This window comes from Ruegeria sp. (assembly GCF_028066395.1).
In the GTDB taxonomy this organism is placed as follows: domain Bacteria; phylum Pseudomonadota; class Alphaproteobacteria; order Rhodobacterales; family Rhodobacteraceae; genus Ruegeria.
The window spans coordinates 1-11,416 of sequence record NZ_JALCBM010000014.1 but is presented as its reverse complement, the minus strand read 5'-3'; the positions used below and the strand labels follow the sequence as shown (position 1 = coordinate 11,416).

General features: G+C 60.9%; 14 protein-coding genes. 8 read left to right on the top strand and 6 right to left on the bottom strand.

Going from position 1 to position 11,416, the window contains the following annotated elements; all coding sequences use genetic code 11:
- Positions 1–1,063, bottom strand: a 1,063-nt coding sequence (locus MPJ51_RS06615) for an FAD-binding protein (RefSeq protein ID WP_298383571.1), incomplete at its 3' end; no start/stop codon positions are given.
- A gap of 160 nt (positions 1,064–1,223) precedes the next feature.
- On the opposite strand from MPJ51_RS06615, the gene MPJ51_RS06610 reads away from it, so the two are divergent.
- Positions 1,224–1,571, top strand: coding sequence for a hypothetical protein (locus tag MPJ51_RS06610; RefSeq protein WP_298383759.1), 348 nt, complete (start codon positions 1,224–1,226; stop codon positions 1,569–1,571).
- Here the strand turns inward: MPJ51_RS06610 and MPJ51_RS06605 are convergent.
- From MPJ51_RS06605 to MPJ51_RS06590, 4 genes are all read right to left on the bottom strand, one after another.
- A complete protein-coding gene (locus tag MPJ51_RS06605; protein WP_298383568.1) occupies positions 1,568–2,053 on the bottom strand; it encodes an NAD(P)H-dependent oxidoreductase in 486 nt (161 codons plus the stop codon). The two genes, MPJ51_RS06610 and MPJ51_RS06605, sit on opposite strands and share 4 nt — an antisense overlap.
- Before the next feature lies 1 nt (position 2,054).
- A complete protein-coding gene (gene rlmH / locus MPJ51_RS06600) occupies positions 2,055–2,525 on the bottom strand; it encodes a 23S rRNA (pseudouridine(1915)-N(3))-methyltransferase RlmH (protein WP_298383566.1) in 471 nt (156 codons plus the stop codon).
- 44 nt (positions 2,526–2,569) lie between these two features.
- Positions 2,570–2,929 carry a ribosome silencing factor gene (gene rsfS, locus MPJ51_RS06595; protein ID WP_217358180.1) on the bottom strand — a complete coding sequence of 120 codons (360 nt, stop codon included), beginning with the start codon at positions 2,927–2,929 and terminating at the stop codon, positions 2,570–2,572.
- A 165-nt stretch (positions 2,930–3,094) separates the two neighbouring features.
- On the bottom strand, positions 3,095–4,465 hold the full coding sequence (locus MPJ51_RS06590; protein WP_298383554.1) for a mechanosensitive ion channel domain-containing protein: 1,371 nt from the start codon (positions 4,463–4,465) through the stop codon (positions 3,095–3,097).
- 94 nt (positions 4,466–4,559) lie between these two features.
- Here MPJ51_RS06590 and MPJ51_RS06585 point away from each other — a divergent pair, with 94 nt between their 5' ends.
- The 6 genes from MPJ51_RS06585 to MPJ51_RS06560 all read left to right on the top strand — a co-directional run bounded on the left by MPJ51_RS06585 (position 4,560) and on the right by MPJ51_RS06560 (position 9,523).
- A complete protein-coding gene (locus MPJ51_RS06585; RefSeq protein WP_254438069.1) occupies positions 4,560–4,655 on the top strand; it encodes an isopropylmalate isomerase in 96 nt (31 codons plus the stop codon).
- A gap of 43 nt (positions 4,656–4,698) precedes the next feature.
- Positions 4,699–6,102: a 3-isopropylmalate dehydratase large subunit gene (gene leuC / locus MPJ51_RS06580; protein ID WP_298383546.1), complete on the top strand. Its 1,404-nt coding sequence runs from the start codon at positions 4,699–4,701 to the stop codon at positions 6,100–6,102.
- Between the two features lie 37 nt (positions 6,103–6,139).
- The gene (locus MPJ51_RS06575) at positions 6,140–6,685 is read left to right on the top strand and encodes a DUF308 domain-containing protein (protein ID WP_298383543.1); all 546 of its coding nucleotides are present in this window, start codon (positions 6,140–6,142) and stop codon (positions 6,683–6,685) included.
- A 42-nt stretch (positions 6,686–6,727) separates the two neighbouring features.
- The gene (leuD, locus tag MPJ51_RS06570) at positions 6,728–7,333 is read left to right on the top strand and encodes a 3-isopropylmalate dehydratase small subunit (RefSeq protein WP_298383540.1); all 606 of its coding nucleotides are present in this window, start codon (positions 6,728–6,730) and stop codon (positions 7,331–7,333) included.
- Positions 7,334–7,718: 385 nt separating this feature from the next.
- The gene (locus tag MPJ51_RS06565) at positions 7,719–8,498 is read left to right on the top strand and encodes a hypothetical protein (RefSeq protein ID WP_298383537.1); all 780 of its coding nucleotides are present in this window, start codon (positions 7,719–7,721) and stop codon (positions 8,496–8,498) included.
- Positions 8,495–9,523 carry an endonuclease/exonuclease/phosphatase family protein gene (locus tag MPJ51_RS06560; RefSeq protein ID WP_298383534.1) on the top strand — a complete coding sequence of 343 codons (1,029 nt, stop codon included), beginning with the start codon at positions 8,495–8,497 and terminating at the stop codon, positions 9,521–9,523. Before MPJ51_RS06565 ends, MPJ51_RS06560 begins: the two co-directional genes overlap by 4 nt.
- A gap of 7 nt (positions 9,524–9,530) precedes the next feature.
- Here the strand turns inward: MPJ51_RS06560 and MPJ51_RS06555 are convergent, their stop codons facing one another.
- Entirely contained in the window at positions 9,531–10,058 is a 528-nt protein-coding gene (locus MPJ51_RS06555; protein WP_298383531.1) for a redoxin domain-containing protein, read from the bottom strand.
- A 91-nt stretch (positions 10,059–10,149) separates the two neighbouring features.
- Between MPJ51_RS06555 and leuB the strand changes: the two genes are divergently transcribed.
- Positions 10,150–11,253 carry a 3-isopropylmalate dehydrogenase gene (leuB, locus tag MPJ51_RS06550; RefSeq protein WP_298383528.1) on the top strand — a complete coding sequence of 368 codons (1,104 nt, stop codon included), beginning with the start codon at positions 10,150–10,152 and terminating at the stop codon, positions 11,251–11,253.
- The last annotated feature ends 163 nt before the right edge of the window (positions 11,254–11,416 follow it).

Here is an 11,416-nt window from a genome sequence, read left to right as displayed (position 1 = left end):
TCACCGGGATCGTCCCGTCCAGACACATGTAATCGTTGATCTGCCCCATCGCGCCAAAGGCCGACTTGCGTCCCAGCCAAATCCGGGCGCTTTCATCCGCGGACTGGCTTTCGCGCAGCTCGACCGGATTGTGCCGTTTGGCGATCTCGATGATCTTGGCCAACTGACTGTCAATTTCGGCCTCGGATCCTTCGACCTCAACAATCAACAGCGCCTCGCAATCGGGGTAACCCGCCTGCGCGAAGGCCTCACAGGCCTGAATGCACAGGCGATCCATGAACTCGATCGCCACCGGCAAAATGCCCGATTTGATGATGTCAGAGACACATTGCCCCGCAACTTCGTTGTCATCGAACCCCATCAACACCGGCCGCGCGCCCTCAGGCTTTCGCAGGATGCGCAGGGTTGCTTCGGTCACCACACCCAGCTGCCCTTCCGAGCCGCAAATGACCCCCAACAGGTCCAGCCCCGGCGCATCCAGATGCGCGCCGCCGATCTCGACCACGCTGCCATCCATCATCACTAGGGTGACGCCCATCAGATTGTTCGTCGTCACGCCGTATTTCAGACAATGCGCCCCGCCCGAGTTCATCGCGATATTGCCCGCAATCGCACAGGCCAGCTGTGACGAGGGGTCGGGCGCATAGAAGAAATCCTCTTCCTCTACCGCGCCGGACACGCTCAGATTGGTGCGCCCGGTCTGTACGCGGATAAAACGGTTGTCGTAGTCGACCTCCAGCACCTCGGTCATTCGTGCGACGCCCAGAATCACGCAATCCGCCGTCGGCAACGCCCCGCCAGCCAGCGAGGTCCCCGCGCCGCGCGGCACCACCGGCACGCCCTCGGCTTTGCAGATGCGCAGGATATCCGACACCTCCTGCGTGGATGAGGGCAGAACCGCCAGCATCGGCGGGCATCTATAGGCGGTCAGCGCATCGCATTCATAGGCCCGGGTTTCCGCAGGATCATGGATGATCGCTTCATCGGGCAAAACCTGCGACAGGCGCGCGATCACAGCCGCCTTTCGGCGCAGCACATCGGGGTTGGGCTGTGGCATGTCCATGGCTGATCCTCCGTTTGGTAAAATAATATTACCAATATTCCGATCTGGCAAGTTCCCCCGACCGGACGTAGTGTCACGCCATAGCCGTTATGCCATTCATACCCCGACCCAACACAAAGACGTGATTTCGATGCCCCACCTCAAACCGTACATTCAGACCATGCGATATGCGATTCTCAGCCTGTTTCTGGCCAGCCCTGCCTTGGCCGACCCTCCGACCATCGAACAGGTGCGCGCCACCGAGAACGGGGGGACGTGGCGCTTCGATGTGACGATCCGGCATCCCGATACGGGGTGGGATCACTATGCCGATGGCTGGCGCGTTCTGGATATGGACGGGAATGAGCTGGGCATGCGCGTGCTGCACCACCCACATGAGACCGAGCAGCCCTTTACCCGTTCACTGGGCGGCGTCGCCATCCCCGAAGGTGTCACGCAGGTTCAGGTGCAAGCCCGCTGCAGCGTGGATGGCTGGAATGCCGATACCACCGTGGTCACCCTGAACTAGAACACCCCAAGGCTGAGCCCCGCCGCCAGTGCCGCGCCAATGTCGCGGCATTGATCCAGTTGGTCTTCGGGGATGGTCTTTTCGGCCAGAATCGCCTCGGGCGTTTGCGCATGGGTGCACAGGATCAGAGGCGGCTGTACCTCTTTCAACCGCCAGCCGGTGGCGATGCGGGCGGTCTGGCGGGCCGCGTTCTGCCCGTCGGACCCGGCGCAGATCATCTGCGCATAGGGGCGGCCTTCGATCTTACCCAACACAGGGTAATAAGAACGGTCAAAGAATTCCTTCATCAGACCCGAAATCGCCGCAAGGTTCTCGGGCGCGCAGAAGATATAGCCATCCGCGGCCAGCAAATCCTCGGGCCCGGCCTGATCTGCGGGCTTCAGGACAATGTCGGCCTCGTCGCGCCCGGCCTCAGCCGCCGCTTCGGCCATCTGCCGGGCTCCGCCGGTGCGCGAATGGTATACGATCAGAAGCTGCGCCATGTCAGACCCGGTGATAAGGGCCACCCGACAGGATGGTTGCGGCCCGGTAAAGTTGCTCGGCCAGCATGACCCGGACCAGCATATGAGGCCAGACCATTGACCCGAATGAGATGGAAAAATCCGCCTCGGCCCGCAAATCAGGGTCTATTCCGTCCGCTCCGCCGATGATCAGCGCCAGATCCTGCCGCCCGGCATCGCGCCAACCGCCCAGCTTCTGCGCGAAATCGGGCGAAGACATCACTCGCCCACGCTCATCCAGCGTGCAGATCACCGCACCCTTGGGCAGCGCCTTGCGCAGCAACGCGGCCTCGGCCCCCATGCCTGCGTTTTTCTTGTCTTCGACCTCGATCACGCGCGCAGGACCAAGGCCCAAACCACGGCCGGTCCGGTCAAAACGGGTCAGATAATCATCAAGCAGGGATTTCTCCGGTCCGGCACGCAATCGCCCGACCGCAACTATGCTGATACGCATATCTCTCTCGCCTCCGGCCCTTCAATACGGGCCGGGATGGCGCCTCAGTTCGCCGAGGCGCTGCCGCCCTGAGGCAGCCACATCTTTTCCAGCTGATAGAATTCACGCACTTCGGGGCGGAAGATATGGACGATCACGTCGCCCGTATCGATCAGCACCCAGTCGCCGGCATCCTTGCCTTCGACCTTCGAGGTGAAACCGAATTCCTGCTTGATGCGATCCGTCAGCTTTTCCGCCATGGCCGAGACCTGACGGGTCGACCGACCCGAGGCAATCACCATGTGATCCGCAACCGAGGATTTGCCCTGCAGGTTGATCTGCACGACGTCTTCGGCCTTGTCATCGGAAAGTGAGGAAAGGATACGTTCAAGCAGCTTGTCGCTGATTGACTGAGAGCGGGCCATTACACCGGCCCCATCATCGGCGGGCAAACCCGCCTGGGTATGTAGAGACAGGACATAGTCCTCCTTTGCTGCGCGCCGCCAAATCCCCGGCGCTGGGGTACTAATAAGGTAACAAGCGGATTGCAACATTTCAATGAACGGGCTGTTTCAGGCTGTGACGCCTGCTCACTCTTTGGCGAGCTGTTGCGCGTCTGCGTCGTCGGGCAGCAGGCGGACCTCGCGCTGCGGGAAGGGCAATGAGATGTCTTCGGCCTTAAATGCGTCCCACAGCGCCAGATAGACGTTGCCCCGGATATTGGTCAGGCCCTTGGTCGGATCACTGATCCAGAACCGCAATACATAATCCACGCTACTGTCGCCAAAGCCGGTGATATGGCAGACGGGCTCGTGCGACCCTCCGCTCAGCACCCGGCCCACGGTTTTCACGGACCGGATCGCCGTGGCGCGCACCTTGTGCGGGTCATCGCCATAGCTGGTGCCGAAATCCAGATCCAGCCGCACGAACTTGTCGGAATGGGACCAGTTCACCACCTGATTGGTGATCAGATCCTCGTTCGGGATCAGGTATTCCCGCCCGTCCCGCGTGACGACCGAGACATAGCGCGCACCCAGCGCATTGATCCAGCCGAACGTATCCCCCAACGAGATCACATCCCCCGGCTTGATCGACCGGTCCATCAGGATGATGATGCCCGAGATCAGGTTCGACACCACTTTCTGCAGCCCGAACCCGATGCCCACGCCGATGGCACCGGATAACAGCGCGATCCCCGTCAGATCAAAACCCAGCGTGCGGATCGCGGCCATGAACACCGCACCGTACAGCAGCACCTGAATGCCCTTGGCCAGCAGCACCTGCATCGACGGCGTGATGTCGTCATTGCCTTTCAGACCACGCTCGGCCGCGCGGGTGCCAAGCCGGGCCAGTGTCAGCAGGATACCGATCAGCAGGACAGCCTTGATGATCCCCAAAGCCGAGATATGCAGATCACCGATCGAGATCGCCACCCCGTCCAGAAACTCGGCCACGTCATCGGTCAGGTTCAGCGCAATCAGCGTTGCATAGACCCACATTGACCATTTGAAAATCTGCCGCAGCGTCCGGTTGCGCACCAGACGCGAGACCAGCGCAATGGCCAGCCACGCCACGGCCAAAGTCGCAAATACCCCGATGATGTAACTGCGCGAGGGCCATGTCACCTGCTGCATCACCCAATAGAGCCCCCAGGACAGCAGCACGAAATAAACCAATGTCAGGCGGCGCATCAGCTGGATCAGAATGCGCAGCCGCCATTTCGGCCAGCCGGTGCGGGCACGGGCCCAGGAGTCCCACCGGTTCTGGCTGAGCAGTTTCAGCAGAAAGGCCAGCGCCCACAGGACCAGGATGATCACCAACTGGTATTGCCGCCAGCCCGGCGTCACGATCAGTTCTATCAGGTTCTCGAACTGCGCAGAAAAGGCCGCCGTCATGTTGGCGTAAAGCTCGGACAGCGTTTCCGGTAGCAGATCCTGGTTCATGTCTGCCAGCTTGGCCATCCACGTGCGGGGATGCAAGGGGATGCAAGCCCGCGCCTGATTGAACCTTGATTGACAGCAAAGCCCGATATATCTGGGGCGCATGAGACTCAATGTGGCCCAACAGCAAAATCTGGAAGACCGCGCGCGCCTGCGTGAACGGTTCTTTGGGGCTGCCCGCACGGTTCTGGCCCGCCTATCCGCGGCCTAAGCCACCTCGCCAGCTATTTCTCATTACATACGGGAGAGGACCGATGTCCCCCAAAACACTCTATGACAAGATCTGGGATGCCCATGTCGCCCACGAGGCCGATGATGGCACCTGTTTGCTGTATATCGACCGCCATCTGGTACACGAAGTGACCAGCCCGCAGGCATTCGAGGGCCTGCGCATGGCGGGCCGCAAGGTGCGCGCGCCGGAAAAGACCATCGCGGTGCCGGATCACAACGTGCCCACCACCGCCGACCGTGTGAACGGGATCGAAAACCCCGAATCGCGCATTCAGGTCGAGGCGCTGGACAAGAACGCCAAGGATTTCGGCATTCATTATTATCCAGTGCATGACGTCCGTCAGGGCATCGTCCACATCGTCGGCCCCGAGCAAGGCTGGACCCTGCCCGGCATGACCGTTGTTTGCGGCGACAGCCACACGGCGACCCATGGCGCGTTTGGTGCGTTGGCCCACGGCATCGGGACTTCTGAGGTTGAGCACGTTCTGGCCACCCAGACCTTGATCCAGAAGAAATCCAAGAACATGAAGGTCGAGATCACCGGCAAATTGCAGCCGGGCGTGACCGCCAAGGATATCACTCTGGCCGTGATCGGTGAGACCGGCACCGCTGGCGGCACCGGCTATGTCATCGAATATTGCGGTGAAGCGATCCGTGATCTGTCGATGGAAGGCCGCATGACCGTCTGCAATATGGCCATCGAAGGCGGTGCCCGCGCGGGCCTGATCGCCCCGGACGAGACCACCTTTGAATATGTCAAAGGCCGCCCCCATGCACCGAAAGGTGCCCAGTGGGAAGCCGCTCTGGACTGGTGGAAGACGCTCTATACCGACGATGATGCGCATTTCGACAAGGTCATCACTCTGCGCGGCGAAGACATCGCGCCGGTCGTGACCTGGGGTACCAGCCCCGAGGACGTTCTGCCGATCACCGCCACCGTCCCGAACCCCGAAGATTTCGAAGGCGGCAAGGTCGACGCGGCCCGCCGGTCCATCGAATATATGGGTCTGGAAGCCGGTCAGAAGCTGAGCGATGTGGAGATTGACACCGTCTTCATCGGTTCCTGCACCAATGGCCGCATCGAAGACCTGCGCGCCGCTGCCGAGATTCTGAAAGGCAAAAAGATCAAGGACGGCATGCGCGCCATGGTCGTTCCGGGCTCGGGCCTTGTCCGTGCGCAGGCCGAAGAGGAAGGTCTAGCCGAGATTTTCAAAGAGGCCGGGTTCGAATGGCGTCTGGCGGGATGCTCGATGTGCCTGGCGATGAACCCCGACCAGTTGCAACCGGGTGAGCGCTGTGCCGCGACCTCGAACCGCAACTTTGAAGGCCGTCAGGGACGTGGTGGGCGGACCCACCTGCTGAGCCCCGCAATGGCTGCCGCAGCGGCAATCACAGGACGGCTGACAGACGTCCGCGAATTGATGTAAGCTGCCCTCATATCTAGATATTTGAGGGATTGAAAACATGAGTGACTGGGTCAAATGGCTTTTGCTGGGACTTCTGTCCATCGCATTCGGCATCTTTGTGCTGGGCGCGCCAGTGGTGGCATCGGTTGCCGTAACGGTGATGACCGGCGTGCTGCTGCTGATTGCAGGCGGATTGCAGGTTGTCGGCGGCTTTACGGTTGAAGGCACGGGCAACAAGATCCTGTCACTCATCATGGGTGCGGTCATGCTGTTTCTGGGGTGGTCCTTTCTGGGCCATCCGCTGCAGGGCACGCTGACGCTGGCGACCGTGATGCTGATCCTGTTCATGGCGGGCGGTATCGCCCGGGTCATCCTGTCGTTCCAGATGAAGGGAACACAGTTTTTCTGGCCCACATTGATCTCGGGCATCTTGTCGATCGTGCTGGCCGGTATCATCTGGTCTTATGCGGCGGCGGAACCCGCAGCCTTGCTGAGCCTTCTGGGCATCCTGCTGGGCATCGAGATGCTGTTCAACGGGTTCGGATTGGTCTTCATGGCGTTCTTCGTCAAGAACGCACCCGAAACGGAAACGAAAGAAGCGTAAACGCGAGGCATGGGCGCGGCCCTACCCCGCAGGAGTGTAGAGATGGAAAAGTTCGACAAAGTCCACGGGGTGGCCGCCCCGATGCCACTGATCAATATCGACACCGATATGATCATCCCCAAAGTGCACCTGAAAACCATCAAACGGTCCGGCCTCGGCGTCGTGCTGTTTGACGAGATGCGCTATCATGATCATGGCGGCGAGAATGAAGAATTCGTTCTGAACAAGCCCGCCTATCGCAATACCGAGATTCTGGTGGCCGGCGACAATTTCGGCTGCGGCTCATCCCGCGAACACGCGCCCTGGGCGATCAAGGATTTCGGCATCAAGGTCGTGATCTCGACCAGCTTCGCCGACATCTTCTTCAATAACTGCTTCAAGAACGGCATCCTGCCGATCGTGGTCGAAGAAGAGCATCACGCCATCCTGATGGAAGACGCGCATAAGGGTGAAAACGCCCGCATGACCGTGCATCTGGAAGATCAGCAGATCACCACCTCGGACGGGGTCGTGATCGCGTTCGACATCGACCCGCACCGCAAGCATTGCCTGCTGAACGGTCTGGACGATATCGGCCTGACGATGGAGAAAGACCATCACATCGACAAGTTCGAGGATCACGCCAGTCAGGCTCGTCCCTGGGTGTAAACTCTGGTAACGATTCTGTTGGCATTCAACCAGACGGGGTCGCGCAGGCGGCCCCGTTCGCATTTTTGGGGCAAATCACCCGGCAACCACAACATGTAGGGCCGTTTCTGAATTACACGTCGTATTTGCGTCAGAAATGATGCAAAGCCGCACCAGTTTTGCCATCATTTTGCCTGAAAGAGCGTGTTTTCTGCCCCTTGGCTTGAGCTTAATGTCCGTTGCCGCCAGTGTTGTCGGCAACGAGGCAACCGTCAAAATATAAGAACGGCGGGCACAAGTTGGACTGTAAGTCGACATAGAATCGGCCGGTTCGGTTTGGAAAAGGGTTCGGAATGTGATTGCACGCACAACTGGGGCGGCGATACGTGGACTATTGGTGGCACTTATGGTGCTGACACCCGCGTTGTACCTGCCTACATCAACGTCGAATGGGACCGAGATTGTCGTCTTTCTCGCGATCCTGGCGTTTATCCTGACCTTCTCCGAGTATAACTCGGCCTTTCCCAGCTTTATCGAATTCCGCGATGCGCCCCCGGTGAACCGGCTGCGCTTTGTCGGGCTGACCTCGATGGTCGCGTTCCTGACGCTGATCTGCAAAAACGTCTATGCCCCCACCGAGCTGACCAGCGTGTTCTATTCCGTGGGGCTGATGGTCGCCAATGTGGCCGACTTCCCCTATTCGCCGGTGCGTCTGGTGGTGCTGATGCTGCCCGCAAACGCCTCGGGCCCGTTGATCGAACTGGTGCGGATTTCGGCAGGCATCGCCTATGTGGCGGCGCTGGTCACAATCGCCAGCTTTGCCTATGCGATCAAACTGCGGGGCTGGCCCACCGGCAATGGCGCGTTCAATGTCTGGACCAACCTGCCCCTGTTCGACCCGACCAAGGGCGGCGACGTGGTCACCCGGCTGCAGCGCGACGGGCGGCTGAACATCACCATCGGCGTGCTGCTGCCCTTCATCATTCCTGCGCTGATCAAGCTGATGTCCGAATTCGGCAGCCCCATCGCGATGAGCAATCCGCAAACGCTGATCTGGACGCTCAGCGCCTGGGCGTTTCTGCCCGCCAGCATGATCATGCGCGGCATGGCAACCATCCGCGTGGCCAACCTGATCGTCGAAAAACGCCGCGCCTATTCAACTGCCGAGACCACGCAAACCGCATGATCCGAGTGCTTCTGCTGGTGGTGCTGCCCTTTGCGGCACTGGCAGACCCCCTGCGTATCGCCACATTCAACACCGAACTCAGCCGCGACGGCCCTGGCCTGCTGCTGCGCGATATCACGCGTGGCGACAAACAGGTGGACGCAGTTGTGGCCGTTCTGGTCGAATCACGCCCCGATATCGTCGCCTTGCAAGGCATTGACTGGGACCTGGACGGTATGACCCTGTCCGCCCTGACAGACGCCCTGTCACAGGCCGGGCTGAGCTATACGCACAGCTTTGCCGAACAACCCAACTCTGGGCTGGAAACCGCGCTGGATCTGGACGGCGATGGCCGCACCCAAGGCCCCGGCGACGCGCAGGGGTGGGGAGAGTTCACCGGTCAGGCCGGGCTGGCCGTCCTGTCGCGCTATCCCATCGCGCGGGATGAGGTGCGCTCCTTTACTGACCTTCTGTGGCGCGACCTGCCCGGCGCGACCCTGCCGCAGGTGGACAAGACACCTTTCCCCTCGGCACAGGCTCAAAAAGTGCAGCGCCTGTCCTCGACCGCGCATTGGGTTGTGCCCATCGACACGCCGCAGGGTCGGGTGGACCTGATGACCTTCCACGCCACACCGCCGGTCTTTGACGGGCCCGAGGACCGCAACGGGCTGCGCAACCGGGACGAAATCCGGCTGTGGCAACTGTTGCTGGATGGCGCGTTGGGCGATCCGCCGTCAGCGCATTTCGTCATCGCAGGGGACGTCAACATCGACCCTGAACGCGGTGATGGGCGCAAGGAAGCGATTCACAACCTGCTGGCCGACCCCCGCCTGCAAGACCCAAAGCCGCGCAGCCCGGCGGGTACGCTGGCAACCGTGGAATGGAAAGGGCTGGGAGAGATGCGTGTCGATTACGTCCTGCCCTCGGTCACATGGCAAGTGCTGGACGCCGGGGTGTACTGGCCCGCCGAGGAGACGCCGGGCCGGGATCAGGCCGAAACCGCCAGCCGTCACCGGCTGGTCTGGGTCGACCTGGTCAGGAACTAAGACACGCTTACAGCGCCCCGGTATAGGTCCCGCGCGGCGGGTAGTTGTTCGCCAGCGCGTATTTGATCCCGCCCGAGATATCGGCAACCGCCGGACGGCCAAAAGGTGTCGTCTGCTGCCAGGCGAAATACAGCGTCCGGTCGGGGGCGACGTAGAAATGGCCCGGCTCGGCAAAGAACGCGGCCTCGGCCGTGCCTTCGCGGCCTTCCGAGATGTGCAGGCCCCAGCCCTCACGCGCCTCGGCCATCGGCAGGCTGTGGCCCACGCGCAGTTTGGTCACACCAGCCTTTTCGACGGTTTCCGCTGCGCGTTCGGCGGTGTCGGTGCTCAGCATGATCACCTCGATCCCCAGCGCCTTGAAATCGTCCAGCGCGGCTTCGACCTCTTTCATCTGGTTGATACAGATCGGGCAATGCAGCCCGCGATACTGAATCACCAGCGTGCCGTTTTCGCCCTTGTCGGTCTCCATATCAAAGCTGCCATGGCCCACGGTTTCGATTTTCAGCGCTGGCACGGGGTTTCCGGGTGTCAACATGTGTTTTCCTCGTGATTTGGCGGGTTCGTCTCATTGACCCGATGCGGCGCAGACGCTAGGGCCTTTGCGACAAAACGCAAGGAGACTGTCGATGTCCAACCCCTCGCTTCTCATCCTGCCCGGAGACGGAATTGGCCCGGAAGTTATGGCCGAAGTGCGCAGAATCATCGACTGGTTCGGCGACAAGCGTGATCTTCACTTTGACGTGAGCGAGGATCTGGTCGGCGGTGCGGCCTATGACGCCCATGGCAAGCCTCTGTCGGATGAAACCATGGCCAAGGCGCAAGAGGTGGACGCGGTTCTGCTGGGCGCCGTGGGTGGTCCGAAATACGACGATCTGGATTTCAGCCTCAAGCCCGAGCGCGGGTTGCTGCGCCTGCGCAAGGAAATGGACCTGTATTCCAACCTGCGCCCGGCCCAGTGCTTTGACGCGCTGGCCGATTTCTCGTCGCTGAAAAAGGACATCGTCGCCGGTCTGGACATCATGATCGTGCGCGAGCTGACCTCGGGCGTCTATTTCGGCGAGCCGCGCGGCATCTTCGAGGAAGGCAACGAACGCGTCGGCATCAACACCCAGCGCTACACTGAATCCGAGATCGAACGCGCCGCGCGGTCCGCCTTTGAACTGGCGATGCGCCGGAACAAAAAGCTGTGCTCGATGGAAAAGGCCAACGTGATGGAATCGGGCATCCTGTGGCGCGAGGTTGTGACCCGCGTTGCCGCCGACTACCCCGAGGTCGAGCTGTCGCATATGTATGCCGACAACGGCGCCATGCAGCTGGTGCGCGCGCCGAAACAGTTCGACGTGATCCTGACGGACAACCTGTTCGGCGACATCCTGTCGGACTGCGCCGCGATGCTGACCGGCAGCCTGGGCATGCTGCCCTCGGCCAGCCTTGGCGCACCGATGGCCAATGGCCGCCCCAAGGCGATGTACGAGCCCGTACATGGCTCGGCCCCCGATATCGCCGGTCAGGGCAAGGCCAACCCGATCGCCTGCATCCTCAGCTTCGCCATGGCATTGCGCTACAGCTTTGATCAGGGGGTTGAGGCCGACCGTCTGGAGGCCGCCATCGAAAAGGTTCTGGCCGACGGCGTGCGCACTGGCGATCTGCTGGCCGATGAAGGGGTCACACCGGTTTCGACCACCGAAATGGGCGACGCGATCCTGGCCGCGCTGGACGCCAGCCTCTGATCCGATCCCGGGTCTAACGAAAAGGCGGTGCCGGGTGCGCCGCCTTTTTCTGTGCCATCTCAGTTTCCGAAAATGTTGTTCAGCAAATTATTGATGGCATTTTCAAAACCGTTGTTTCTGCGGCGCTGCTGCCTCTGTGGCTGTTCCGTGCGTACCGGCGGGT